This is a genomic window from Streptomyces sp. BF23-19 (genome assembly GCF_041106355.1).
GTDB classification, from domain to species: Bacteria; Actinomycetota; Actinomycetes; order Streptomycetales; family Streptomycetaceae; genus Streptomyces; species Streptomyces virginiae_A.
Genome location: NZ_JBGBPT010000012.1, coordinates 1 through 24004, shown reverse-complemented (window position 1 = coordinate 24004; position 24004 = coordinate 1). Strand labels below are relative to the sequence as shown.

The 24004-nt window shown below is 71.6% G+C and carries 24 protein-coding genes and 2 pseudogenes; 9 read left to right on the top strand and 17 right to left on the bottom strand.

The window, feature by feature from the left end:
- Positions 1-93: 93 nt before the first annotated feature.
- Positions 94-600, top strand: coding sequence for a hypothetical protein (locus tag AB8A24_RS09635; protein ID WP_369475341.1), 507 nt, complete (start codon positions 94-96; stop codon positions 598-600).
- A gap of 64 nt (positions 601-664) precedes the next feature.
- Here the strand turns inward: AB8A24_RS09635 and AB8A24_RS09630 are convergent, their stop codons facing one another.
- The 3 genes from AB8A24_RS09630 to AB8A24_RS09620 all read right to left on the bottom strand — a co-directional run bounded on the left by AB8A24_RS09630 (position 665) and on the right by AB8A24_RS09620 (position 2705).
- Positions 665-991, bottom strand: a complete 327-nt coding sequence (locus tag AB8A24_RS09630) for a hypothetical protein (protein ID WP_369475340.1) — start codon at positions 989-991, stop codon at positions 665-667.
- Between the two features lie 311 nt (positions 992-1302).
- Positions 1303-1947 (bottom strand): dihydrofolate reductase family protein, encoded by a 645-nt coding sequence (locus AB8A24_RS09625; protein WP_369475339.1) that lies wholly within the window; start codon positions 1945-1947, stop codon positions 1303-1305.
- 35 nt (positions 1948-1982) lie between these two features.
- Positions 1983-2705, bottom strand: a complete 723-nt coding sequence (locus AB8A24_RS09620) for a flavodoxin family protein (RefSeq protein WP_328965841.1) — start codon at positions 2703-2705, stop codon at positions 1983-1985.
- Positions 2706-2797: 92 nt separating this feature from the next.
- On the opposite strand from AB8A24_RS09620, the gene AB8A24_RS09615 reads away from it, so the two are divergent.
- The gene (locus AB8A24_RS09615) at positions 2798-3346 is read left to right on the top strand and encodes a PadR family transcriptional regulator (protein ID WP_030725321.1); all 549 of its coding nucleotides are present in this window, start codon (positions 2798-2800) and stop codon (positions 3344-3346) included.
- A gap of 59 nt (positions 3347-3405) precedes the next feature.
- On the opposite strand, the gene AB8A24_RS09610 is transcribed toward AB8A24_RS09615, so the two are convergent.
- On the bottom strand, positions 3406-3618 hold the full coding sequence (locus AB8A24_RS09610; RefSeq protein WP_030725318.1) for an EF-hand domain-containing protein: 213 nt from the start codon (positions 3616-3618) through the stop codon (positions 3406-3408).
- 124 nt (positions 3619-3742) lie between these two features.
- Here AB8A24_RS09610 and AB8A24_RS09605 point away from each other — a divergent pair, with 124 nt between their 5' ends.
- Both AB8A24_RS09605 and AB8A24_RS09600 read left to right on the top strand, forming a co-directional pair.
- The gene (locus tag AB8A24_RS09605) at positions 3743-4147 is read left to right on the top strand and encodes a tRNA-dependent cyclodipeptide synthase (RefSeq protein WP_369475366.1); all 405 of its coding nucleotides are present in this window, start codon (positions 3743-3745) and stop codon (positions 4145-4147) included.
- Between the two features lie 508 nt (positions 4148-4655).
- The gene (locus tag AB8A24_RS09600) at positions 4656-4835 is read left to right on the top strand and encodes a hypothetical protein (protein ID WP_369475338.1); all 180 of its coding nucleotides are present in this window, start codon (positions 4656-4658) and stop codon (positions 4833-4835) included.
- A 15-nt stretch (positions 4836-4850) separates the two neighbouring features.
- On the opposite strand, the gene AB8A24_RS09595 is transcribed toward AB8A24_RS09600, so the two are convergent.
- The 6 genes from AB8A24_RS09595 to AB8A24_RS09570 all read right to left on the bottom strand — a co-directional run bounded on the left by AB8A24_RS09595 (position 4851) and on the right by AB8A24_RS09570 (position 11523).
- Positions 4851-6038 carry a YncE family protein gene (locus AB8A24_RS09595; protein WP_369475337.1) on the bottom strand — a complete coding sequence of 396 codons (1188 nt, stop codon included), beginning with the start codon at positions 6036-6038 and terminating at the stop codon, positions 4851-4853.
- A complete protein-coding gene (locus AB8A24_RS09590; protein WP_328961565.1) occupies positions 6035-6847 on the bottom strand; it encodes a polysaccharide deacetylase family protein in 813 nt (270 codons plus the stop codon). The genes AB8A24_RS09595 and AB8A24_RS09590 overlap by 4 nt, the downstream gene beginning before the upstream one ends.
- Positions 6848-7245: 398 nt before the next feature.
- Positions 7246-7758 (bottom strand): ATP-binding protein, encoded by a 513-nt coding sequence (locus tag AB8A24_RS09585; RefSeq protein ID WP_033224517.1) that lies wholly within the window; start codon positions 7756-7758, stop codon positions 7246-7248.
- Between the two features lie 255 nt (positions 7759-8013).
- The gene (locus AB8A24_RS09580) at positions 8014-8781 is read right to left on the bottom strand and encodes an enoyl-CoA hydratase/isomerase family protein (RefSeq protein ID WP_266379608.1); all 768 of its coding nucleotides are present in this window, start codon (positions 8779-8781) and stop codon (positions 8014-8016) included.
- A gap of 105 nt (positions 8782-8886) precedes the next feature.
- Positions 8887-10107 carry an Ig-like domain-containing protein gene (locus AB8A24_RS09575; protein WP_369475365.1) on the bottom strand — a complete coding sequence of 407 codons (1221 nt, stop codon included), beginning with the start codon at positions 10105-10107 and terminating at the stop codon, positions 8887-8889.
- Between the two features lie 195 nt (positions 10108-10302).
- On the bottom strand, positions 10303-11523 hold the full coding sequence (locus AB8A24_RS09570; RefSeq protein ID WP_328965843.1) for an Ig-like domain-containing protein: 1221 nt from the start codon (positions 11521-11523) through the stop codon (positions 10303-10305).
- Positions 11524-11705: 182 nt separating this feature from the next.
- On the opposite strand from AB8A24_RS09570, the gene glgX reads away from it, so the two are divergent.
- Positions 11706-14015, top strand: a complete 2310-nt coding sequence (glgX, locus tag AB8A24_RS09565; RefSeq protein ID WP_369475336.1) for a glycogen debranching protein GlgX — start codon at positions 11706-11708, stop codon at positions 14013-14015.
- Positions 14016-14125: 110 nt separating this feature from the next.
- A complete protein-coding gene (locus tag AB8A24_RS09560; protein WP_369475335.1) occupies positions 14126-14848 on the top strand; it encodes a CDP-alcohol phosphatidyltransferase family protein in 723 nt (240 codons plus the stop codon).
- Here the strand turns inward: AB8A24_RS09560 and AB8A24_RS09555 are convergent.
- Complete coding sequence (locus AB8A24_RS09555; RefSeq protein ID WP_328961568.1) at positions 14829-15317, bottom strand: adenylyltransferase/cytidyltransferase family protein; 489 nt, start codon at positions 15315-15317, stop codon at positions 14829-14831. The genes AB8A24_RS09560 and AB8A24_RS09555 overlap by 20 nt on opposite strands.
- Before the next feature lie 165 nt (positions 15318-15482).
- Here AB8A24_RS09555 and AB8A24_RS09550 point away from each other — a divergent pair, with 165 nt between their 5' ends.
- Genes AB8A24_RS09550 through AB8A24_RS09540 form a run of 3 tightly spaced genes read left to right on the top strand, consistent with a single transcriptional unit; the run spans position 15483 to position 19674 of the window.
- Positions 15483-16694, top strand: a complete 1212-nt coding sequence (locus tag AB8A24_RS09550) for a glycosyltransferase (protein WP_328965844.1) — start codon at positions 15483-15485, stop codon at positions 16692-16694.
- Positions 16691-18448 carry a lipopolysaccharide biosynthesis protein gene (locus AB8A24_RS09545; RefSeq protein WP_328961569.1) on the top strand — a complete coding sequence of 586 codons (1758 nt, stop codon included), beginning with the start codon at positions 16691-16693 and terminating at the stop codon, positions 18446-18448. Before AB8A24_RS09550 ends, AB8A24_RS09545 begins: the two co-directional genes overlap by 4 nt.
- Positions 18445-19674 carry a hypothetical protein gene (locus tag AB8A24_RS09540; RefSeq protein WP_328961570.1) on the top strand — a complete coding sequence of 410 codons (1230 nt, stop codon included), beginning with the start codon at positions 18445-18447 and terminating at the stop codon, positions 19672-19674. Before AB8A24_RS09545 ends, AB8A24_RS09540 begins: the two co-directional genes overlap by 4 nt.
- 24 nt (positions 19675-19698) lie before the next feature.
- On the opposite strand, the gene AB8A24_RS09535 is transcribed toward AB8A24_RS09540, so the two are convergent.
- The 6 genes and pseudogenes from AB8A24_RS09535 to AB8A24_RS09510 form a co-directional block, all read right to left on the bottom strand.
- Positions 19699-20775 carry a CE1758 family FMN-dependent luciferase-like monooxygenase gene (locus AB8A24_RS09535; RefSeq protein WP_369475334.1) on the bottom strand — a complete coding sequence of 359 codons (1077 nt, stop codon included), beginning with the start codon at positions 20773-20775 and terminating at the stop codon, positions 19699-19701.
- A 62-nt stretch (positions 20776-20837) separates the two neighbouring features.
- Entirely contained in the window at positions 20838-21695 is an 858-nt protein-coding gene (locus AB8A24_RS09530; RefSeq protein WP_369475333.1) for a shikimate dehydrogenase, read from the bottom strand.
- Positions 21692-22219, bottom strand: a complete 528-nt coding sequence (gene aroQ / locus AB8A24_RS09525; protein ID WP_369475364.1) for a type II 3-dehydroquinate dehydratase — start codon at positions 22217-22219, stop codon at positions 21692-21694. Before aroQ ends, AB8A24_RS09530 begins: the two co-directional genes overlap by 4 nt.
- Positions 22220-23320 (bottom strand): annotated as a pseudogene (gene aroB, locus AB8A24_RS09520) (3-dehydroquinate synthase); the annotation flags it as partial.
- Positions 23317-23835: a shikimate kinase gene (locus tag AB8A24_RS09515; RefSeq protein WP_369475332.1), complete on the bottom strand. Its 519-nt coding sequence runs from the start codon at positions 23833-23835 to the stop codon at positions 23317-23319. The pseudogene aroB and the gene AB8A24_RS09515, both read right to left, overlap by 4 nt.
- Positions 23832-24004: pseudogene (locus AB8A24_RS09510) on the bottom strand (chorismate synthase); the annotation flags it as partial. The pseudogene AB8A24_RS09510 and the gene AB8A24_RS09515, both read right to left, overlap by 4 nt.

The following is a 24004-nucleotide window of genomic DNA, read 5'->3' as shown; positions in this document are numbered from 1 at the left end:
CCCCTTCGTTGTCCGCGAGCGGAACCGCGGTGTCCCCCCGGGCGTCCTACGCTGTGCCACCCGTCCCCGTCTCTCGAGAATCGAGGGGACAACATGATCCACGCCCGTCTCCGGCAGTCCGTGGCCCTGGCAACCGGCGCCCTGCTCGCCGCCTGCCTCTCCTTCGCCGCACCTGCCTCGGCCTCCACCCTCACCAGGACCCAGGCCCAGACCCAGACCCCGCTCGTCGTCAACGCCCGCTGGGCAGGGCACCCCACGTACGACCGCATCGTCATCGACCTCCAGGGCTCCGCCCCCGGGGTCACCGTCACTCCCGTCCCGCAGCTGGTGTACGACGGGTCCGGGAAGCCCGTACCGCTGCCCGGGAAGTACTTCCTGGAGATCCGCCTCCACCCCGCCGCCGCGCACAACGACGCGGGGCAGAACGTCTACCAGGGCCCGAAGCTGCAGAAGATCAACCTCAGCAAGCTCAAGGGCATCGCCCTGACCGGCGACTACGAGGGGTACGTGACCTTCGGCGCCGCCTTCGACACCCTGCCGTACTACCGCGCGTTCCCCCTGCACTCGCCGGAGCGGTTCGTCGTGGACATCGCGCACTGAACCGGTGCGGTACGCCGGGCCCGGGGCTCACGCGCCCCGGGCCCGGCGAGTTCCGTACGAGGCGTCAGCCCGCCGGCCGGATCCGCATCCTGCTCGGGTCGCCGTCGCCGAACCAGTCCTGCGCGCACGCGTACCGGCCGGGGGCCGCGGCCGCGACCAGGCCCAGGCAGGCGGCCATCGCCCGCTGACCGTGGGCGTTGGGGTGCATGGACTCCGCCAGCGTGCCCTGGGTATCGGCGTGGTCGAGGAAGCGGAACCACTCGTGCTGCCGGGCGTCCGGGCCGCCCTGCCCCACCTGCTCCGTGCCCAGCGCGCACACCTCGTGTCCGGCCGGCGAGTCCCGCAGGTCCAGGTAGTCGGTACCGCGGGCACCGGCCACCGCCTCGACCATGTCGCCGATCTTCGGGACGAGCGTGTACGCCGCCCGGTCCGCGTCCCGGTCGTTGAAGGCGCAGCCGTCCTCCGAGGTCGTTCCCGCCGATGGACAGTGCGATCAGCCTGACCCGTGACGTCCGGGCGACGGCGGCGAGCCGGTCGGTCTGCGGGGCCTCCCCCAGGTAGGGCTGCCCGCCGGCCGCCGTGCTCAGAACGTTGACCGTCTCGGCGCCGGAGCAGGCCAGGTTCACCCGCCGCTCGCTACCGGGCAGTGGGGCGACCCGGGCAACGGCGTGGGCAACGGCGTGGGCCCGGTCCGGGCCGTCGTCACCTGCGCCAGAACAGGTGGTGCGTCACGCCGCTCGTGCTGGGCACGACGTCGAGGTGGAACCGGTCGAGCAGCTCCTCGGGGGACTCCCAGAGTCTGACGCCGGATCCGAGCTCCACCGGCGAGACCGCCACGTGCAGGGTGTCGACGAGATCGGCGTCGAGGAACTCACGGATGGTGGTGGCCCCACCGCCGAGCCGGACGTCCTTGCCCTCCGCCGCTTCCCGCGCCCGGTCCAAGGCCGTGGCCGGGTCGGCGTCGACGAAGTGGAAGGTGGTGTCGGAGAGGGTGAACGAGGGACGCGTGTGGTGGGTCATGACGAACACGGGGGTGTGGAACGGGGGCTCCTCGCCCCACCAGCCGCGCCAGTCATGGTCGACCCGGGGCCCGCGCTGGGGCCCGAACTTGTTGCGGCCCATGATCTCGGCGCCGATGTTGTGCGCGAAGTCCCGGGTGAAGTAGTCGTCGAGGCCCCGGCTCCCTCCCGGGTCGGTCCGGTTGGGCCAGCTCGCGGTGGCTCCGGCCCAGGCGAACATCTCGCCGGGATCGGCGTGGCCGAACGGCCGCTCCAGGCTCTGGCCCTCACCGGCGCCGAATCCGTCGCGCGAGACGGTGAAGTTCTGGACCCTCAGCAGTTGCTCCACCGGGTTTCCTCCTCCTGACGGGCACGGGCACGGGCTCAGCGGTGCTCGGGGTTGGGGAAGTCGAAGCGGCAGCCCGCGTCCCACTGCGAGCGCTGGTTGCCGAGCGGCGGGATGCCGCCCGAGCGCTTGAGCAGGGCGGCCAGGTGCATGAGGTTCCAGGACATGAAGGCGGTGTTGCGGTTGGTGAAGTCGTTCTCGGGGCCGCCGGAGCCGGGGTCCAGGTAGGAGGGTCCGGGGCCGGCCTCGCCGATCCAGCCCGCGTCGGCCTGCGGCGGGATCGCGTAGCCGAGGTGCTGGAGGCTGTAGAGGATGTTCATGGCGCAGTGCTTGACGCCGTCCTCGTTGCCGGTGATCAGTGCGCCGCCGACCCGCCCGTAGTAGGCGTACTGGCCGCGCTCGTTCAGCAGTGAGGAGCAGGCGTAGAGCCGCTCGATGACCTGCTTCATCACGGAGCTGTTGTCGCCGAGCCAGATGGGGCCGCACAGGACGAGGATGTCGGCGTCCATGATCTGGCTGTAGAGGACCGGCCACTGGTCGCTCTCCCAGCCGTGCTCGGTCATGTCGGGCCAGACCCCGGTCGCGATGTCGTGGTCGACGGCGCGGATGAGGGAGGTCCGGGTGCCGGCCCCTTCCATGACCCGACGGCTCTTGTCGATCAGGCCCTCGGTGTTGCTGGTCTCGGGTGAGCGTTTGAGCGTGCAGTTCACGTAGAGGGCGGTCAGGTCCGAGTAGTCGTATTCGGCAGCCACGCCCCCCAGCCTCGCCACGACGGGTCGGCGCCGCCACCGGGCCGCGCCCGTCCGGGGGCCGCCGTGCGGGGGCGGTCCCGCCGCAAACCTAGGATGGCGCCATGTCGCTGCCGCACGCCATCCTCACCGCCCTGCTCGAGAAGCCCTCGTCCGGGCTGGAGCTGACCCGGCGGTTCGACAAGTCGATCGGGTACTTCTGGTCGGCGACGCACCAGCAGATCTACCGCGAGCTGGGGCGCCTGGAGGAGTCCGGGCTGATCCGGGAGCTGCCGAGCGAGGTGCCCGTGCGCGGGCAGAAGAAGGAGTACGAGGTGCTGCCCGCCGGCGGCGCGGAGCTGGCCCGGTGGGTCGCGGAGAGCCAGGACCCCAAGCCGATGCGCGACCCGCTGCTGCTACGGATCCGGGCGGCGGGTGTCGTGGGGCCGCAGGGGCTCGGTCCCGAGCTGCGGCGCCATCTGGAGCTGCACCGGCGCCAGCTCGCCCAGTACGAGGCCATCGAGGAGAAGGACTTCCCGCCGGGGCGGGACGCCGTGGAGGACCGGCTGCGTCGGCTCGTGCTGCACGGCGGGATCGCCCTGGAGACGTTCTGGCTGCACTGGCTGGAGGAGGCCTTGGGCGAGGTCGAGGACATGTCCGGGCCGCAGGCCTGACGCACGCCGCCGCCCCGCACCGGTGGTCCGGGGCAGCGCGCGGGGCGGCGGCGGAGGGACTACTTGTTCAGGGAGGCCCAGAACTCGTCGAAGCTCAGCAGGCCGTCGCCGTTGCTGTCCTTGGCGGCGATCACGGCGTCCGCGACGGGGCCGGTGACGAACGGGTCGCCCATGGCCGCCATGGCCGCCTTGAACTCGTCGGCCGTGACGAAGCCGTCACCGTTCACGTCGAACTTGCCGAACGTCGTCCGTGCGCTCTCGATGTCCGCCACTGGGTCCACTCCTTCTTGATGCCTTGTTGACCGGCCCAGGGTAGCGGCCGCCCCGGTCCGCCCCCGCCTCGGGTCCCGTTCGAGCGGCCGAACCATTTCCATGACCGGCCCGTAAGCGGAATCGATAATTCCGGCCGAGCGGACCGAGATTCCCCTTGTCACACTCCGGGGCGACGACATAACGTACCGACATTGCCACCACACCAGGAGCACAGGGCTCCCAGGGACAAGTGGCGACGAGGGCGATCCATCAGATGGCGATCACGGCCGACGCGTCATTCGACGCCCGCCCTTCACCCGAACCCGCCGACACGTCCCGGAGGACGGCGGCGCCGCGCCGATCGGCGTGCGTCCAGGAAGCGGCCGGTTCAGCGCCGAACACATCGCCGACCTGCCCCGATGGCCCTCGACCAGGCCGGCCCGAGTCGCCTGCGTCCACGCGGACCTCCGCAGGTCGAAATCCGGCGCGGACCCTTTCCGCATTCCGGTCGGATCCCGTCCACCCGCATTTCCTGGGGGCCTCCGATGAATTCCGCGAGGGACGCGAGAAAATAGCCCCGCTTTTCGTCGACCCCACCTCGCCGTGAGGCGAATCGACCGCAGTGGAGAGGTCACGGAACTCGTCCGACGTACGGGCTTCGTCAAGCGACCCACGGAGCGTCTTCCGGTCGTTCGGTAGCCCGTGGGTCCGACGCATGGACGGCGGTGCCCCGGGAGCTGTGCGAGCTTCCGGGGCACCGCTCCGACCCGGACCACCTCTTGCGGATCTTGCCCGACCCGCGCCGCCCGGCAAGATCCGGAAGAGACGGCCCAGGGCGCACGCACGTCCGGATGACCGCCCCGGCCCATGGTCGGGGCGGTCGCTGTCCCCGCCCTACCGAATATAACGAACTGTCATAATCCGTCCCGTTCTGTCAGCCCGGTCGGGAGGATCGCTGTGACCATCTGTCAAACCGTGAGGGGGGTGGGCGCGCAGGAGGCCCTCCCGTCGTCGGCGCCACCTGGCCTTCGAGCGCGTCGCACGTGGTGGGGGTGGGTTGCTGCGGGCGCTGGTGGCAGGTCTCGTCCTGGTGGCCGGCCTGGCCCTGCCCATGGTGGCCCCGCAGCCCGCCCAGGCCGTGCCGCCCGGCACCTACGCCTACGTCGCCAACTTCCAACCCTTCGCACCCGACCGGACCACCGATCAGGGCGGGCTCGCGGTCACTGATCCGCCCTGATCGACAAGACACCCCCTAGCGGAAGATGCCGGTGTGGCCGAGCGAGTAGCGGCCGGGCTGCGGGTACACGGCGAGTCCGTGCGGTCCGCCGCCCACCGGGATCCGGGCGAGCTGCTTGCCGGTCTGCGTGTCGATCGCGTAGACCTCGGAGTTGTAGCGGCCCGAGAGCCACAGCACCTTGCCGTCGGCGGAGACCCCGCCCATGTCGGGGCTGCCGCCGTCCGGCAGCGTCCACTTCTTGGTGAGCTTGTTCTCGGGGAAGTTGAAGACAGAGATGGTGCCTTCGCCCCGGTTGGAGACGTACATCTCCTTGGAGTCGCGGCTCACGTAGAGGCCGTGGCAGCCCTTGCCGGTGGGCAGCAGTTTCGGGGTGTCGAACGCGTCCCCGCCGAGCACCCACATACCGTGCGCCATCATGTCCGCGACGTAGAAGGTCTTCCCGTCCGGGGAGACCTTGACGTCCTGCGGCATCGCGCCCTCGAACGGCAGCTTCTGCTGGCCGACGACCTCCATGCGCTCGGTGTCGACCTTGAGGAGTTCGCCGGAGAACTCGCAGCTCACGATGAAGTAGCGCCCGTCGGCCGAGAAGTCCGCGTGGTTGACGCCGTAGCAGGTCACGGGGACCGTCTTCACCCGGTCCATCGTGTGCGCGTCGCGGAAGACCAGTTCCTTGTCCATCGAGGCCATGACGATCGCATACTTGCCGTTGGGCGTGAAGTACAGGTTGTACGGGTCGTGCACCTCGACGGGCTTGCCGGCCTCGCCGGTGGCTGGGTTGATCGGGGTGAGCGTGTGACCGCGGTTGTTGTTGACCCACAGGGTCTTCAGGTCCCAGGAGGGGACCACGTGCTGGGGTTGGACCCCGACCGGGATGGTGTCGATGACCTTGTACGTCGCCGGGTCGATGACGGACACCGTGTTGGAGTTGGTGTTCGGCACGTACACGCGGGACGGGAAGTCCTTGACCACGGGGGAGAGTTTGTTCGGCCGGTCCGCCGCGTAGACGTCGTTCGGATCGAGCACGGGCGGCATGCCGGGCAGACCGGGCGGGGCCGCCGGCGCGGCCTTGACGGGCTTGGCCGGGCCCTTGGTGCCGAGCGCCTCGGCGGGTCCCTTGCCGGCCGATCCACAGCCGGCCAGGGCGGCGAGGACCAGACCGGCCAGCAGCACGGTGGCCTTCCGGGGAAGGCGGGTGGTCTTCATGGGGTCAGCAGCTCCGTGGTGGTCACCGCGCGCAGTTCGCGGCGCGCGAGTTCTTCGAGGAGGGGAGGCATCGCGTCGACCGTGTCCGCGTAGCCGAAGTGCAGGCTCACCACCGATCCGGGCCGGATCGTCCCGATGACGGTGCGGATGACGGCCGCGGCACCGGGCGAGGTGAAGTCGAGGGAGTCCACGTCGTACGAGAGGACGTGCGGGTAGCCCGCCCGCTGGGCCAGCTTCTGGACGAGCGGGGTCGCGTACCGGGCCTGGGAGGGCCGGAACCAGGTGCCGATGGAGCCCGTGAGCCGCTTGAGCCGCTGGGCGCAGCCGGTGATCTCGGCGTAGGCCTCCGCCTCGGACATCTCGTTGATCGCGAGGTGGCGCTGGGTGTGGTTGCCGAGCTCGTGGCCGCCGTCGAGGATGCGCCGGGCCAGCTCCGGGTGGGCGTCGAGCCAGGATCCGATGGCCAGTACGGTGACCCGCGCGCCCCCTTTCTCGGCCGCGGCCAGCACCGACCGGGCGATGGCGGGGTCCCCGTTGCCATGGAAGGTGAGGGCGACCCGGGGGCGGTCGCGCGGACCGTGGCCGATCTCCACGGGCTGCCCGGCGAAGCGGCGCGGGGCGGCGGCCGGGGCCGCCTGTGCCGGGCGGGCCGGGCGGGCCGGACCCGGTGTCGAGCCGGAGGACGCGGTGGCGGGCCGACCCGGTCCGCAGGCGGCGGTGAGGCCGGCCGTGGCGGCGCCGGCCGGCCCGAGAGCGGCCGCGCGTAGGGCCACGCGCAGGGCCGCGCGGCGGCCTGGTTGTGAGAGCACCTGCCCATTTAAGGGGGCAATGACCCGGAAGATAACGATTGACCCAATTCGGTACGGTCGCCGGAGGGGGCCGATCGGGCGACCAGCTCGCTATGTGATCAACGATTTACACAGAGCAGTCGATACTTATTCGTAGATTACGAGGCGGGTGGCCCACCTCACCTAGGATTTAGCTAGAAAGTCTTATGATTTGCCCACTTATGTCCAAGTAGGGACTTTTGGCGTTCGGGCCCTCGTCTGTCATAGTCGGAACCACGACTTCCCATTGACCCGAGCGAAGTCGCCACGCCGAGGATCACACCCCCTTAGATCCTCGGCGCACCCATGAAGCCCCCAAACCGCCCCACACGGCGCACGGGGGCTTCAGGCGTTCCAGGGCTTCGGACGGTCCGGGGGCTTCAGGGGTTCTGGCGGTCGGCGACCCGCATCTCGAACCAGGTGATCTTCCCGCGCGGCAGCAGGTCAGCGCCCCAGCGGTCGGACAGCTTGTCGACGAGGAAGAGGCCGCGGCCGGTGGTGTCCAGCTCATGGACCGGCATCAGGCAGGGCAGCCCCCGCGAAGGGTCGCGCACCTCCACCCGGATCCAGCCCCGACGTCGCAGCATGCGTAAGCCGAAGGAGCGGGCCCCGGTGTGCCGGACCGCGTTGCCGACGAGCTCCGAGACCAGCAGGACGGCATGCTCGGCGATCTGCGGGGAGAGACCCCAAAGGCGGACCACCACGCATTGGGTGAGCCGGCGCGCGGTGCTCGCCGACTCCGGCATGGACGGCAGTGTCACTTCACCCTCGGCCGGATTTCCGTACAACTCCAGCGCCTTGAGGCCTTGTTCGTCCTCAACGGCCGCCGTGAGCCGCACCGCCGAAGCGCTGCCGCGCTGCCGCGGCTGTTCCACACCTTCCAGGCCCGCCATGCACCCATCATGGAGGGCCGACCCGCCGTCCCGGGCCGTTCCACAGGAAAACACCCCCCGGATTCAACAACTCCAAGGGGGTGTCCTGTCATATGCGGGAGGCAATCGGAAGGCCTTGGCGCACAGCTTGACCTGCGGTGACACGTCGCACAGAAGTGATCACAGCCAGTGGATCACCGAATCTCCTTAAGGCTGCCTTAAGGCCTGGCTAATCCACCCACAGGGAGGACCAGGGTCCGCGGCCGAGGCCTCGACTCAGACGAACTTCGCCTTGCCCGGGCCCTCTTCGACGAAGCTGCGCATCCCGCGCTCGCGGTCCTCGGTGGCGAACAGGCCCGCGAACCAGTTGCGTTCGATGGTCAGGCCGGTGTCGATGTCGGCCTCCAGGCCCGCGTCCACACACTCCTTGGCGGCGCGCAGCGCGATCGCCGGACCCTGCGCCAGCTTCGCGGCCCAGGCGTGCGCCTGCTCGTACACCTCGGCGGCGGGCACCACCCGGTCGACCAGGCCGAGGGTCAGCGCCTCGTCGGCCTTGACCATGCGCCCGGTGAAGATCAGGTCCTTGGCCTTGGACGGTCCGACCAGCCGGGACAGCCGCTGGGTGCCGCCCGCGCCCGGGATCAGACCGAGCAGGATCTCGGGCTGGCCGAGCTTCGCGTTGTCCGCGGCGATCCGGTAGTCGGCGCACAGCGCGAGTTCGCACCCGCCGCCCAACGCGTAGCCGGTGATGGCCGCGACGACGGGCTTGGGGATACGGGCGACGGCGGTGAAGGCGTCCTGGAGCGCGCGGGACCGGGCGACCATCGCCGCGTGGTCCATCGTCTGCATCTCCTTGATGTCCGCGCCCGCCGCGAACACCTTCTCGCCGCCGTAGATGATGACCGCGCGGACGTCGGCCCGGTCGGTCGCCTCCACCGCGAGCTCGCGCAGCCGGTCCTGGGTGGCGATGTCCAGGGCGTTCATGGGCGGCCGGTCCAGGCGGATGGTGCCGACGCCTTCGGAGACTTCGAGAGAGAGGGTCATAGGGGCCAGGTTAGCGCCGGTTAACGTGAAGTGGCCCGGTGCTGTGGGTCACAGCACCGGGCCACCCGGACTACGTTCGCGACGTGCGGGACGTCCGCGACGTGGCTACTTGATCCACTCCGCCCACGGCATGTTCCAGCCGTTGAGGCCGTTGTCGGGGGCGATCTGCTTGTCCTTCGAGTTCTTCACGATGACCACGTCACCGATCAGCGACTCGTTGAAGAACCAGGCCGCCGGGGCGTCCGGGTCGCCGCCGCCGCGCTGGTCGCGCAGGCCCACACAGCCGTGGCTGACGTTCGACGAGCCGAAGGTGCCGGAGGAGGCCCAGTAGTTGCCGTGGACGAAGGTGCCGGAGTTCGACAGGCGCATGGCGTGGGGGACGTCGGCGATGTCGTACTCGCCGCCGAAGCCGACGGTCGCGCCGTTCATCCGGGTCACCTCGTACTTCTCGCTGATGACCATCTGACCGTTGTAGGTGGTCGTCGACGGGGCGCCCGCGGTGATCGGGACGTTCTTGAAGACCTGGCCGTCACGGACGACCTGCATCTGCTTCTCGCTCGCGTCGACGGTCGAGACCTGCGAGCGGCCGATGGTGAAGGTGACCGTACGGGTCTGCTTGCCGTAGACGCCGGGGCGGCCCTCGACGCCGTCGAGGGCGAGCTTCACGGTGACCTTGGTGCCCGCGGCCCAGTAGTTCTCGGGGCGGAAGTCGAGGCGGTCGTTGCCGAACCAGTGGCCCTCGACCTGGACGGGCGGCTCGGCCGTGACGGCGATGGCCTTCTCGACGGCCTCGGGGTTGGTGATCCCCCGGGTGAAGTTGATCGAGACGGGCATGCCCACGCCGACGGTGGCGCCGTCCTCGGGCGTGTAGTGGCCCACGAAGGTGTTCGTCGGCGTCAGGGTGGTGAAGGTGGTGTCCTTGGCCGACTCCCGGCCGGCCTCGTCCTTGGCGACCGCGTGCACCTTGTACTCGGTGGCGGAGGCCAGGTGGCGGACCGGCTCCCAGGTCGCGCCGTCGTCGGCGAGCTTGCCCTCGACGGCGTTGCCCTTGGTGTCCGCCACGGTCACCGTGCTGAGCTTGCCGCCCGTGCTCGTCACCTTCAGGACGCCGCTGGTCGCGACCTCCTTGGCCCCGTCGTCGGGCTTGACGCTGACGACCGCCTTGGAGGCTTCGGTACCGGTCTTGCCGCCACCCCCGGCGTTGTCGCCACCGCTGCCGCCGCTGTTACCACCGCCACCGCCACCGCACGCGGTGGTGAACAGCAGGGCCGCCCCCAGCAGAAGGGCCGGCAGGCCGGTGCGGGCACGGCCGCGTATCGGCTGCAGGTTCACTCGTGTTCTCCCCATGTCCCCCGCGCGCGGACTGTCGCGCGCTTGTCGACAGGTAATCACAGCGAGGGATCACAATGAGCCACGGTCTTGTCACCGTTCCGTCCCAACTGCCGCTGAGCAGCCGGAACGGGGGTCGGGGCCTCGGTGTCGGTCGCACAGGCGTGCGTGGGCCGGCGCCGCCGCCCGTGCTCAGGCGATGGCGGAACCGGCCACCCAGTCCGCCCAGGACATGTTCCAGCCGCCCAGCCCGTTGTCGGGGGCGACCGTCTTGTCCTGCGAGTTCACGACCTCCACCACGTCCCCGACGAGGGTCCGGTCGAAGAACCAGCCGGCCGGGGTGTCGGAGCCGCCGCCCTTGTCGTCGCGCAGGCCCACGCAGCCGTGGCTCTGGTTGGTGGTGCCGAAGGTGTCGGGGCTGGACCAGTAGTTCCCGTGCAGGAAGGTCCCGGAGGCGGTGAGGCGCATGGCGTGCGGGACGTCGGGGATGTCGTACTCGCCGCCGAAGCCGACGGTCTGGCCGTTCATGCGGGTGACGTCGAACATCTCCATCACCACCATCTTCCCGTTGTACGTGGTGGTCTTGGGCGCCCCGGCGCTGATCGGCACAGTCGACACCAGCTGCCCGCCCCGGCGGACCTCCATGGTGTGCGCGGCCGCGTCCACGGTGGAGATCTGGGAGCGGCCGACGGTGAAGGTGATGGTCTTGTCCTGGATGCCGTACGAGCCGGGCGCGCCCTCGATGTCGCGCAGGTCCATCTTCACGGTGACCTTGGTGCCGGGCTTCCAGTACTCCTTGGGCCGGAAGTCGAGCCGCTCCCGCCCGAACCAGTGGCCGACGACCTGCACGCCCGGGTCGGAGGTGACGGAAATGGCCCGCTCCACTTCGGCGCGGCGCTCGATGCCACGGCTGAACCGGAAGGAGACGATCATCCCGGTGCCGACGGTCGAACGGTTCTCGGGCTTGAAGTAGCCGATGAACCGTTCCTCGGGAACGTAGGTGGTGAAGGTGGTGTGGCGGGCCTGGCGGCGGTCGTGCCCGTCGAGGGCGACGGCGTCCACCGTGTACTTGGCGGCGAGCGCGAGCCGTCCGGACGCGGGGTCGGGGCTCCAGCTGAGCCCGTCCTCGGCGATGGCGCCGGGGACCTGTTCCTGCTGCGCGTCCTCCACCTTGGTGACGACGACCCGCTCCAGACGGCCCTCGGGCACGGTGACCGACAACCGCCCGTCCGCGGGGACCTCCTTGGCGTTGTCGTCAGGGGTGATCCGGATGGCCTCGTCCGGCGAGCGGGGTTTGCCGGGCAGCTGGATCTCCACCGGGGCCTTGCCGTCCTGGGTGCATCCGGCCAGGCCGCCGAGCAGGCCCGCCCATGCCGCCACGGCGGCCAAGCCCGCCCCTGCCCGCCTCGTCAGAAGTGTCACGATCCCTCCAACGACCGGGCGCTGCGGGGGAAACGTGAGCGCGGGCCACGTTCCGGGCAGATCTCTCCGGGCAGAACAGTGTGAAGGACCAGACGGGGGCGGGCCCAGGCCGGGACGCCGGGGCCGCACTCTCCCCTACCCCCGCCGGTACCCAGGAGCCGTGGAGGCGGGCAGTGTCGAGCGCAGCCGAGCAGGAGGCGGTGGAAGCCGTCAGCAATGCCGCGGAAGCGGTGCGGAGCGGCCGGGCCGTGCCCGTACCGCAGATCGACGGCCGACTGAAGGAGCGGCCGAACGGCCAGGTCAGGAGCCAGGTGGTACGGGTGCACGCGCGCCCGGGGGCACCGGTGTGGCCGGGGTCCTCGCATCCGTTGGGGGCCCGGTTCCATCACGGTCCGGACGGGACCGCGGGCACCAATTTCGCCCTGTGGGCGCAGGGCGCGGAGGCGGTGGAGGTGTGTCTGTTCGACGAGGCCGGCGCCGAGACCCGGTGCACCCTGACGGAGCACACGCACGAGATCTGGCACGGGTTCGTGCCGGGCGTACGCCCCGGGCAGCGGTACGGGTTCCGGGTGCACGGCCGCTGGGATCCCTGGACGGGCGCCCGCTACAACCCGGCGAAGCTGCTCCTGGACCCGTACGCGCGGGCCGTGGACGGGGACTTCACGCTGCCCCCGGAGGTGTACGCGCACGTCCGGGACTGGCCGCAGCAGTACATCGCGGACACCGTGCGCGACGACCGGGACTCCGCGCCGTTCGTCCCCAAGGGCGTGGTCGTCCACGATGACGACGACTGGGCGGACGACGTCCGGCCGAAGACCCCCTGGGCCGATTCGGTGATCTACGAGCTGCACGTGCGCGGCTTCACGATGCGCCATCCGGGTATTCCCGAGGAACTGCGCGGCACCTACGCGGGCCTGGCCCACCCGGCGGCCATCGAGCACCTGACGAGGCTGGGCGTGACGGCGGTCGAGCTGCTGCCGGTGCACCAGTTCGCGCACGAGGACCATCTGCTGCGCCGGGGGCTGCGCAACTACTGGGGCTACAACTCGATCGGCTACTTCGCCCCGCACGCCGGGTACTCGGCGAGCGGTACGGCCGGGCAGCAGGTCGGGGAGTTCAAACGGATGGTCCGGGCCCTGCACGCGGCCGGCATCGAGGTCATCCTCGACGTGGTCTACAACCACACGGCGGAGGCGGGCGAGCTGGGCCCGACGCTGTCGCTGCGCGGGATCGACAACCGGGGCTACTACCGGCTCCAGTCCGACCAGCGGCGGTACTCCGACTACACGGGCTGCGGGAACACCCTGCACGCGGGGCGCCCGCACGTGCTGCGGCTGATCACGGATTCGCTGCGCTACTGGGTCACGGAGATGGGGGTGGACGGCTTCCGCTTCGACCTGGCGGCGGCGCTGGCCCGGTCGATGCACGACGTGGACATGCTGTCGCCGTTCCTCGCGGTGATCGCCCAGGACCCGGTGCTGCGGCGGGTGAAACTCATCGCCGAGCCGTGGGACGTGGGCTCGGGCGGCTACCAGGTGGGGGCGTTCCCGCCGCTGTGGACGGAGTGGAACGACCGCTACCGGGATGCCGTACGGGACTTCTGGCGGGGCGCGCTGCCCGACGTACGGGATCTCGGCTACCGGCTGTCGGGGTCGAGCGACCTGTACGCGTGGGGCGGGCGGCGGCCTTACGCCTCGGTGAACTTCGTGACCGCGCACGACGGTTTCACCCTGCGCGACCTGGTCACCTACGAGCGCAAGCACAACGAGGGCAACGGGGAGGCGAACCGGGACGGGACCAATGACAACCGGTCGTGGAACTGCGGGGCGGAGGGCGAGAGCGACGATCCCCGGATCGGCGTGCTGCGCCGCCGCCAGCTGCGCAACCTGCTGACCACCCTGCTGCTGTCCACGGGGGTGCCGATGCTGGTGGCCGGGGACGAGTTCGGGCGGACGCAGGACGGCAACAACAACGCGTACTGCCAGGACAACGAGACGGGCTGGGTGGACTGGTCGCTGCTGGAGGATCCGGCCTGGCAGTCGCTCTTCTCCCTGGCCTCCCGGTTGATCGCGCTGCGCCACGCCCATCCGGTGCTGCGACGGCGGGCGTTCTTCTCCGGGCGCTCGCAGGGCGCGGACGGGCTGCGGGACCTGGCCTGGTTCACGCCGGCGGGCGCGGAGATGACGGAGCGGGACTGGTACGCGCCGGCCGCCGCGCTGGGGATGTACCTGTCGGGGCGGGACATCCCGGGTCGTGACGAGCGGGGCCGGCAGGTGACGGACGACAGCTTCCTCGCGCTGCTGCACGCCGGGGACCGGCCGGTGGCCTGGGTCCTGCCGGAGGCGCCGTGGGCCGAGGAGTACGAGGTCGTCCTGGACACCTCCCTGGAGGCCCAGTCCGATCCTCCCCGGACCCGGCACCGCGGCGGGCGGACCCTGACGGTCCCGGCGCGGTCGGTGCTGCTGCTGAGGGTGGTGAGCTGAGCGACGGCCCGGCGGGTGCCGCTGGTTCCGGACGTATCCGACATCCGGAACCAGTCCCCTTGTTCGTACTGCGATGATGTGTTCGACATCATCTCGGAGGGGGTCCCTGTATGGGCAGAGTCACGACCGCGCTGCAGGAACTGCGCGGGGCGCAGAAGTCGGCGAAGGGGGTGTCGCTCTACTCCCGGTTCGTCAACCGGCCCACCGGGCGGTATCTGGCCGCCGGTTCGTACGCGCTGGGGCTCACCCCGAACCAGGTGACGCTGATCAGTGCCGCCTTCAGCTTCGCCGCCGTGGCCGCGGTGGCGCTGGCCGCCCCCTCATGGGGGTTGGGGATCGTGGTGTGGGCCGCCCTCGCCGTCGGTTTCGCCTTCGACTCCGCCGACGGGCAGCTGGCCCGGCTGCGCGGCGGTGGCAGCGCGGCCGGTGAATGGCTCGACCACGTCGTGGACGCGGCCAAGCTCACCGCCCTGCACTCCTGTGTGCTGATCGCCTTCTACCGCTTCCCCGAGGCGTACGGGACGGGCTCGGACGGCTGGCTGCTGGTGCCGCTGGGCTTCCAATTCGCCGCGGTGGTGACCTTCTTCGGCGGCCTGCTGACCGAGAAGCTCAAGCCGAAGCCGGCACCCGGCAGCGCGGCGGCCGCGCCGTCGACCGCGCGCGCGGTGGCCCTGTTGCCCGTGGACTACGGGGTGTTCTGCCTGGTGTTCCTGCTGCTCGGCGGTGGGAAGCTGTTCGTCTGGGCTTACGCGGGACTGGGCGTGGTCGCCACGCTGTTCCTGCTGGCGTTCCTCGCGAAGTGGTTCCGGGAGCTCAGCGCCGTTCGCCGGTGATCTGGCCCGGGACCTGGGCCGGTTCCGCGAGCGCGTCCAGTGCCCGGCGCAGCTGGGTGCTGGACGTGTGCACGGTGTAGGGGAAGTACACGACGTCGACGCCGTGGGCGGCGAAGTCCTTCTCCAGCCGGTCGCCCTTGGGCGTGCCGCGCCAGTCGTCGCCCTTGAAGATGACGTCGAAGCGGACCTGCTTCCAGGTCTCCACCTTGTCGGGAACCGTCTCGACGAAGGCCGCGTCGACGTACTTGACGCTGCGGACGATCTCCAGCCGCTCGACGAGCGGGATCATCGGGCGGCGCCCCTTGGCGAGCTCGGCCATCTCGTCCGAGACCACTCCGGCGACCAGGTAGTCGCACTGGCTCCGGGCGTGCCGGAGGATGTTGAGATGCCCGATGTGGAACAGATCGTAGGCGCCGGGCGCATAGCCGACTCGATACGGCCTGCGCGCAGGCGCGGCAAGGTCGGACATGTCGTGCTCCGTCATCTTCTACCCCCAGCAGCCACACCCCCCGGTGTAGCGGATTAGCAGACAATAGCGTGCACGTTCCGCACCATGCGGGTGAACGAATAGGGTGACGTGCGCATCATCCAGGGGAAGAGGGGACGCACGGTGTCCAGATCCGGTCAGCGGCGCATGCTGCTGGTTTCCACCAATTACGCTCCGGAGCACGCGGGGATCGGCCCGTACGCCACCCAGATCGCGGAGCACTGGGCGGATCTCGGTCACGAGACGCACGTCCTGGCGGGCATGCCGCACTACCCGGCCTGGTCGCTCGAACCCGAGTACAAGGGGGCGTTCCGGCGCACGGAACAGCGCGCGGGGGTCACCGTGCACCGGCGTGCGCACACCGTGCCGCCGCGCCAGACCGCCGTGAAGCGCGCCCTCTTTGAAGGATCGATTCTGCTGCACGGCGCCGTGGCTCCGCCCCGGATGCCGAAGCCCGACGCGGTCCTCGCCCAGATGCCCAGCCTGGCCGGCGGCGTGCTCGCCGCCCGGCTCGCGGCGCGTTGGAAGGTCCCGTACGTCCCGGTCGTCCAGGACCTGATGGGCGCCGCCGCCGCGCAGAGCGGGATCAGCGGCGGCGACAAGGCCGCCGCGATCGCCGGCCGCGCCGAGGCGTACGCCCTCAAGCGCGCCACCCTCGTCGGAGTCATCCACGAGACCTTCGTGGACCGGGTCGTCGGCATGGGCGTGGACCCGGACAAGATCCGTCTCGTCCCCAACTGGTCGCACGTGCCCGTGCCCACCAAGCCGCGCGGGGAGACCCGCCACCACCTCGGCTGGGCCCCGGGCGAGACCGTCGTCCTGCACTCCGGGAACATGGGCCTCAAGCAGGGCCTGGAAGTCCTCGTGGGCGCCGCCCGGCTGGATCCGAGCGTCCGTTTCGTCTTGATGGGCGACGGCAGTCAGCGGTCGGCTCTGTCCGATCTCGCGGCGGATGTACCGAATCTGGACATCATCCCCCCTGCCGCTGACGGCGAGTTCCCGGATATCCTCGCCGCGGCGGACGTTCTCGCGGTCACTCAGCACGCCGCCGTGCTGGACATGAGCGTCCCGTCGAAGCTGACCTCCTACTTCCAGACGGGTCGGCCCGTCGTCGCCTCCGTGGCGGCGGAGGGCGGTACCGCCCAGGAGGTGGAACGCTCGGGCGCGGGGGTACTCGTACCACCGGAGGACCCCGAGGCACTGCTGAAGGCCGTACGGGCCCTGGCCGAGGACCCCGAAGGCGCGGACGCACTGGGAGCGGCCGGACCCCGCCATGTGGCGGCGCATCTGAGCCGCGAGGCGGGCCTGGCCCGCATCGACGCACTGATAGACGAAGCACTTGGGGGACCCCGGCCGTGATCGAGACGAACCGCCCTGCAGCGGCACCGGCCGACGACGAACCCGATCTCCTCAGAGATCAGTTCCGGCAGCTCCTGCGCTACCGCAGGCTCATCGGCGCGGGCATCGGGATCGGTCTGCTGGGCGGCGTCTACCTCGGCATCTCCACGGCCGACACCTATGTCGCGACCGCCGACGTCGTCCTGCGCGCGCCCACCGACGACCCGTTCAACCCGAGCCTCGCCCCGGACAAGGCGATCAACATCGGCTCGGAGCGCCAGGTCGCGCTCAGCTCCTCCATAGCCAACGAGGCGGCGAAGAAGCTCGGCGTGGACGCGTCCGGCTTCGCCGCCCTGCGCAGCGGGCTGCAGGTCACCAACCCGCCGCAGACCATGGTGCTGCGCTTCACGTACACGGCGGACTCCCCCAAGGAGGCCGCCAAGCGCGCCAACACGATGACCGAGGCGTACCTGCTGAAGCGGCAGGAGGCCCTCGACGCCACCCGCGACAAGATGGTCAAGGGGTACAAGGAGCAGCGCGACCCGATCGCCAAGCAGCTCGACGAGCTGTCGAAGGAGATCGCCCGGATGCCGGCCGGCGCCGGACGCGATGCCGCCAGCTCCTCCAAGACCGACCTGCAGAGCGAGGTCGGCGGCTACAACACCAAGATCACCAAGCTCGAGGCCCTGGACATGACGCCGGGGCGCGTCACCAGCGCGGCGACCGCGCCCACCGCCACCGACGGGCCCGGCATCCTCATGTCGCTCGCGCTCGGCGCGGCCGTGGGCCTGGCCCTCGGCCTGCTGGCCGCCTGGGTGCGGCTGGTCTTCGACCCGGCCCCGCGCTCCGAGGGCGACGTGGCCCGGGCGCTGCGCGCGCCCGTGCTCGGCTACCTGCCCCGGGACCGGACGGGCGGCGGACCGCTGCTCGCCGCCGGTGAGGCCGATCCCCGACTCGCCGAGGAGTACCGCTCGGTGGCCTTCCGGCTCGCCTACGACGCCCGCTTCGCCGACCGGCGCCGCCTGCTCGTCGTCGCCCCGCGCGGCAGCAGCGAGACCGCCGCCGCGGTGGCCGTGAACCTCGCCGCCTCCTTCGCGGAGACCGGCAAGGACGTCCTCCTCATCGAGGCCGACCTGCGCACCCCGGTCCTGGCCAGCCAGCTGCCGACGGACGCCGGCGGCCGGCCGCGCTGGAGCCAGACCTCGGGCGGCTCGGCCGGCGGCCGGCACTCGGACACCGAGTGGCCCGACGGACGCCAGCTCGTCGTGGACGCCGGGGAGTCCGGTTCCTTCGACCTGATCCCGGGCGAGCGGGCGCGCAACGTCCCGCGCGCGCTGACCTCGGCCCGCGCCACCCGGCTGATCTCCGAGGCCGACTCCCCCAACTCCACGGTCGTCGTGCTCGCGCCGCCCGTGCTCTCCTACGCCGACGCCCTGGCCCTCGTCGACCGCGTCGACGGCGTCCTGGTCGTCTGCGACCCGCGCGCCGTGCACCGCACCGACCTGTCCCGGATCCGCGAGCTGATCAGCGGCGCCGGCGGCACCGTGCTCGGCGCGGTGCTGCACGCGCCGCTGCCCGGCGAGAAGCGCGGCAAGGGCAAGGGCGGCCCGGCCCCCGTCGGCCCCGGCGCGGGTCCCGGGACCGGGGCGAAGTCCGGCAAGCCCGTGCCGCAGCCCCAGCCGATCCCGTACGAAGTGGCCGAGCCCGAACAGCACATCCCCGGTGACGGCACCGACACCGTCGCGCTGCGCACCGTCCGCATGGGCCGCAGATGAGCCGACGCGGCCTCGCCGCCGTCGCCTCCGTCCTGGACCAGGCAGCGTCCAGCGCCACGAACATCCTGGTGCTGGTGCTGGCCGCCCGGCTGTCCTCGGCGTCCGGGTTCGCCGACTTCTCCATGGTGTACGTGACCTTCAGCGTGCTCCTCGGGCTGAACATGGCCTACGTCGGCCAGAGCCTGGTGCTGGAGAAGGGCGAGAGGCTCGGCGCCGAATGCCGTTCGGCCGTGGGCTTCACGGCCGCCGGGTCGGCCGCCGTGGGCGTCCTGCTCGCGGTGGTGGGCCTCGTACTTCCCGGGGCCACCGGGACGGCCTTCCTCGCGCTGGGCCTCGTGCTGCCGCTGGTGCTTCTCCAGGACGGCCTGCGGTACTGCTTCTCCGCGCTGCGCGCCCCCGAGCGGGCGCTGGCCGCCGACGCGCTGCGGCTGGTGTGCGTGGTCACGGCGCTGTCCCTGCAGCCCGAAGGGGCCTCGGCCGGGCGGCTGGTGCTCGCGTGGGGGCTCTCCGCGTTGCCGGCGCTGGGCCTGGGGCTGTGGCTGCTGCGGCCGTACGTGCGCGGCGGCCGAGCCGACCTGCGGCCGTACCTGCGGCGGGGTCACCTCGGGCAGCGGTTCGTGGTCGAGTTCGCGGTGGGCAACGGCTCCAGCCAGCTCGCCGTCCTGGGCCTCGGCGTGTTCGCCACCCCGCTGGCCGTCGGCGCGCTGCGGGGTGCGACCACGCTCTTCGGGCCGCTGAACGTGCTGTTCAACTCCGCGAACGCCTTCGGGCCGCCGGTCCTCGGGCGGCTCGGCGGCAAGCGGGCCACGGTGCGGGCCACGGCCGCGCTGGGACTCGTACTCGCGGCGGTCGGCGCGGGCTGGGCCACGGCCCTGTACCTGCTGCCGGACCGGCTGGGCCGCGAACTGCTGGGCGACACCTGGGCGGGCGCGTCCGCGCTGCTGCCGGCCACGGGGGCGCAGTACGCCGTGATGGGGCTCGGCACGTGCGCGCTGCTGACCCTGCGGGTGCTCGCTCCGAAGGCCACGCTGTCGTTGCAGGTGGTCTTCTCGCTGCTGTCCGTGGGGCTGCTGCTCGGCGGGTACGCGGTGTGGGGGGTGGCGGGCGCCGCGTGGGGTCTGGCGGCCGGATCGGCCCTCAAGGCCCTGGCCGCCTGGTGGCGGGTCACCCGCCTCCCGGCCGCCGCCGCACGCGAGGACGAACCCGTGCCCGCCCCGGCCGCCTGACCCGCTCCGTCCCGCACCCCGTGCCTACGTGCGCGGGGCCGAGGGGTGGCGGGGTGCGTCCGGGACGTCCGGGCGGCGGATCGCCGCCATCTCCTTGCGGAGCACCGGCACGACCTCAGTGCCGAGGATCTCGATCTGTTCGAGCGCTGCCTCCAGCGGAATCCCCGCGTGGTCCACGTGGAAGAGCTGGCGGTGGTAGTCGCCGTAGATCTCGCGGAAGGCGAGCGTCTTGTCGATGGCCTGCTGCGGGCTGCCGACGGTCAGCGGGGTCCGATCGGCGACGTCCTCCAGGGACGCGCCGCCCCCGTAGACCGGCGAGCGGTCGAAGTAGGGGCGGAAGCCCTTGAAGGCGTCCTGGGAACGGGCCTTGAGGAAGGTCTGGCCCCCGAGGCCGACGACGGCCTGCTCCGGGGTGCCGTGGCCGTGGTGCGCGTACCGCTCGCGGTAGAACTCGACGAGCTGCTTGTAGTGGCCGGTCGGCGCGAAGATGTTGTTGACGAAGAAGCCGTCGCCGTAGAGGGCGGCCTGCTCCGCGACCTCGGCGGAGCGGACCGAGCCGTGCCAGACGAAGGGCGGTACGCCGGCCAGCGGGCGCGGCGTGGAGGTGAAGCCCTGGAGCGGTGTGCGGAACGTGCCCTGCCGACTGACGTTCTCCTTCCTCCACAGGGTGTGGAGCAGTTCGTAGTTCTCGGCCGCGAGCGGTATCGCCCGGCGTAGGTCCTGACCGAACCAGGGGTAGACGGCCGGGGTGTTGCCCCGGCCCATCATGAGGTCCAGCCGCCCGTCGGCCAGGTGCTGGAGCGTCGCGTAGTCCTCGGCGATCTTCACCGGGTCGTTGGTCGTGATCAGCGTGGTCGAGGTGGAGAGGATGATCTCGGACGTGCGGGCCGCGATGTACGCGAGGAGCGTCGGCGGTGACGAGGGCACGAAGGGCGGATTGTGGTGCTCGCCGGTGGCGAACACGTCGAGCCCGACCTCCTCGGCCTTCACCGCCATGGCGGCCATCATCTTGATCCGCTGGTTCTCGGTCGGCCTGCGCCCGGTCGTCGGATCGGTGGTGACGTCCCCGATCGTGAAGATCCCGAACTGAACTGCGCTCATCTGCTTCATCTCCTGCGGTGTTCGTACGCGGTGGTGCGGGCGGGCCGGGTCGGCGCGCGGGGTCAGCACATCGCCGCGGCGGTGGCCAGGGCCGCGCTGCCCACCGCGCGCATCCGGGCGAGCGGGGCCGGGCCGCGGCCCGTCATGAGTTCGACCTGTCGGGTCGCCTGATGGACGAGCAGGTCGAGCCCGCTGAGGACCGGTCCGCCGGCGGTGGACCAGGCTGCGGCGAGTGGGGTCGGCCACGGGTCGTAGACGACGTCGAAGAGGACCCCGGGCCGGGCCGGGACGGCGCGGGCGAGGACGTCGGCGGCTCCCTTGGGGGTGGTCGACAGGACCAGGGGCGCGGTCAACGCGGCGCCGGCGCGCTCCCAGGCGAGCGTCCGGACGTCCACCCCGAGGCGCTCTCCCCACGCACGCATCCGGGCGGCGCGCTCGGGGCCTCGCACGCAGACGGTGACCGGGCCGGAGGCGAGTTCCGCGAGGGCGGCGAGCGCGGAGGCGGCGGTGGCACCCGCGCCGAGCAGGGTGGCGGACTCCACCCGGTGCACGCCCCGCTCGCGCAGGGCGGCGACCAGACCGGGGATGTCGGTGTTGTCGCCGGTCAGCCGCCCGTCGGGGGTCCTCAGTACGGTGTTGACACTCTCCACGGCGGCGGCGCGCACGGTGACCTCGTCCAGCAGCGGGATCACGGCCCGCTTGAGCGGCATGGTCAGCGACAGGCCCGCCCACGTGGGGCCTTCGGCCCGGTCGCGCAGTCGGGCGAGGAAGCCGGGCAGGACGTGCTCGTCCACCTCGTAGCGGTCGTAGGACCAGTGGTCGAGGCCGAGCACCCGGTAGGCGCAGCTGTGGAGCGCCGGGGAGAGCGAGTGGGCGACGGGCGATCCGAGGACGGCGGCCCGGCGCGGGCGCCGGCTCAACGGTCCGCTCCCGTGCCCGGTCCGGCGGCCGTCTCGGCCCCGGCCCGCGGGGCCGACCCGGCGAGCGAGCGCAGGGCCAGCAGGTAGGAGTCCGTGCCCAGTCCGGCGATGGTGCCGCTGGCGACCGGGGAGATCACCGACCGGTGCCGGAAGGGCTCGCGGGCGTGCGGGTTGGACAGGTGGACCTCGATCAGCGGGGCCGTGCGCTGTGCCACCGCGTCGCGCAGCGCGTAGGAGTAGTGCGTGAAGGCCGCCGGGTTGAGGACAACGGGCAGCGCGAGGTCGGCGGCCTCGTGCAGCCAGTGGATCAGCTCGGCCTCGTCGTCGCTCCGGCGGACCTCGACGTCGAGCCCGAGCTCCTTGCCGAGGCTCCGGCAGGTCTCGGCGAGTTCGGCGTACGAGGTGGTCCCGTAGATCCCGGGCTCGCGGGAGCCGAGGCGGCCGAGGTTCGGGCCGCCCAGGACGAGGACGCGTCGGGGCTCGCCCGACCGCGCGCCCGGCTCCGGCTCCGGCTCCGGCGCCACGGCGGCGATCCGCGCGTACGCGGCTTCGAGCAGCTCGGGGGCGGGGTCCGCGAGCACCGCGGGCCGGCCCACCGCGTCGAGGACGATGAAGCGGAGCCGGGCGCCGCGGGTCTTCTTGTCCACCCGCATCGTGTCCAGGAGCGCGGGCCAGCGGTCTCCGCGACAGGTGACGGGCAGGCCGACCGAGGTCAGGACCGCCCGATGGCGTGCCACCTCCTCGACCGGCAGGCGCCCGTCCAGAGCGGCGAGTTCGGCGGCGAAGACCATGCCGACGGACACCGCCTCGCCGTGCCGCCAGGTGTAGCGCTCGGATCGCTCGATGGCGTGCGCGAGGGTGTGGCCGTAGTTGAGGACCTCACGCGGTCCGGCCTCCTTGAGGTCACCGGCGACCACGTCGGCCTTGACCTGGATGGACCGGCGGATCAGCTCGGGCAGATGTGGGCCCTCGGGGCTGCGGGCACCGGCCGGATCGGCCTCGATCAGGTCGAGGATCACCGGGTCGGAGATGAATCCGGCCTTGATGATCTCGGCGAGGCCGCTGACGTGGTCCTCGACGGGCAGCGAGTCGAGGACCGCGAGGTCGCAGAGCACGCCGGCCGGCGGGTGGAAGGCACCGACCAGGTTCTTGCCCTCGGCGGTGTTGATGCCGGTCTTGCCGCCGACCGCCGCGTCCACCATCGCGAGGACGGTGGTCGGTACGGCGACCCAGCGCACCCCGCGCAGCCAGCTCGCCGCGACGAAGCCCGCGAGGTCGGTGGTGGCTCCCCCACCGACACCGACGATCACATCGGTGCGGGTGAAACCGGCGCGGCCGAGCCGCTGCCAGCAGTGGGCCGCCACCTCCGCGGTCTTCGCCGCCTCGGCGTCCGGCACCCGCAGGGTGATCGTCTCGCAGCCGAGCTCCTCGGCCTGGGCCCGTAGCCGGCCCGCCACCGCGGTCAGCGCCTCGGGGTGGATCAGCGCGACCCGGCGGGCGTGCGGCCCGATCAGCCGCTGCAGCTCGGCCGGATCCTCCAGGATCCGCCGCCCGACCAGGACCTCGTAGGCCTCGGCCGCCGCGCTCGCGCCGACCCGGATCCGCGTCACTGACTGCCCGGTCATGCCTTCTCCAGCTCCAATTCTTCGGTGACCGCGCGCTCGATCTCGTGCGGTGTGCGGTCGTCCGTCGGTACGACGGCCCGCGCGAGCCCCAGGTACAGCGCGCGTCGGTCCGCCATCAGGTGCTCCCAGCGCCGCTGCGGACCGTCCGCGAGCAGCGGTCGGCCCGCACCGTCACCGAGGCGCTTCATGGCCTCGTCGACCCGTACGTCGAGGAAGACCGTGGGCAGCGCGGCCAACAGGGCGCGCGTGCCCGGGTGCAGGACCGCGCCGCCGCCGAGGGCGAGGACTCCGGTGTGTTCGGCGGCGGCGCGGGCCACCGCCTCGTGCTCCAGCTCGCGGAAGGACGGCTCGCCGTCGGTGGTGATGATGTCCGCGACGGTCCGGCCGGTACGGCGCTGCACCTCGTGGTCGGTGTCGAGGAAGGGGACGCCGAGCCGCTCGGCGAGCAGTGCCCCCACCGTGGACTTGCCGGACCCCATGGGTCCGACGAGGACGACCAGTGGTCCGGCCGTCACCGGATCTGCAGGTTGTCGAGGTACGAGCGGACGTTGCGACGGGTCTCCGGGACGGAGTCACCACCGAACTTCTCCACGACCGCGTCCGCCAACACGAGGGCCACCATCGCCTCGGCGACGATGCCCGCGGCCGGCACCGCACACACGTCGGAGCGCTGGTGATGCGCCA

Excerpts from the sequence above, each read along its gene's own strand:
- AB8A24_RS09555 (WP_328961568.1), bottom strand. The coding sequence starts at position 15,317 with ATGTCCGACCTTGCCGCGCCTGCGCGCAGGCCGTATCGAGTCGGCTAT.
- AB8A24_RS09580 (WP_266379608.1), bottom strand. The coding sequence starts at position 8,781 with ATGACCCTCTCTCTCGAAGTCTCCGAAGGCGTCGGCACCATCCGCCTG.
- AB8A24_RS09630 (WP_369475340.1), bottom strand. The coding sequence starts at position 991 with ATGGTCGAGGCGGTGGCCGGTGCCCGCGGTACCGACTACCTGGACCTG.
- AB8A24_RS09550 (WP_328965844.1), top strand. The coding sequence starts at position 15,483 with ATGCTGCTGGTTTCCACCAATTACGCTCCGGAGCACGCGGGGATCGGC.
- AB8A24_RS09595 (WP_369475337.1), bottom strand. The coding sequence starts at position 6,038 with ATGAAGACCACCCGCCTTCCCCGGAAGGCCACCGTGCTGCTGGCCGGT.
- AB8A24_RS09585 (WP_033224517.1), bottom strand. The coding sequence starts at position 7,758 with ATGGCGGGCCTGGAAGGTGTGGAACAGCCGCGGCAGCGCGGCAGCGCT.
- AB8A24_RS09560 (WP_369475335.1), top strand. The coding sequence starts at position 14,126 with ATGGGCAGAGTCACGACCGCGCTGCAGGAACTGCGCGGGGCGCAGAAG.
- AB8A24_RS09535 (WP_369475334.1), bottom strand. The coding sequence starts at position 20,775 with ATGAGCGCAGTTCAGTTCGGGATCTTCACGATCGGGGACGTCACCACC.
- AB8A24_RS09540 (WP_328961570.1), top strand. The coding sequence starts at position 18,445 with ATGAGCCGACGCGGCCTCGCCGCCGTCGCCTCCGTCCTGGACCAGGCA.
- AB8A24_RS09635 (WP_369475341.1), top strand. The coding sequence starts at position 94 with ATGATCCACGCCCGTCTCCGGCAGTCCGTGGCCCTGGCAACCGGCGCC.
- AB8A24_RS09615 (WP_030725321.1), top strand. The coding sequence starts at position 2,798 with ATGTCGCTGCCGCACGCCATCCTCACCGCCCTGCTCGAGAAGCCCTCG.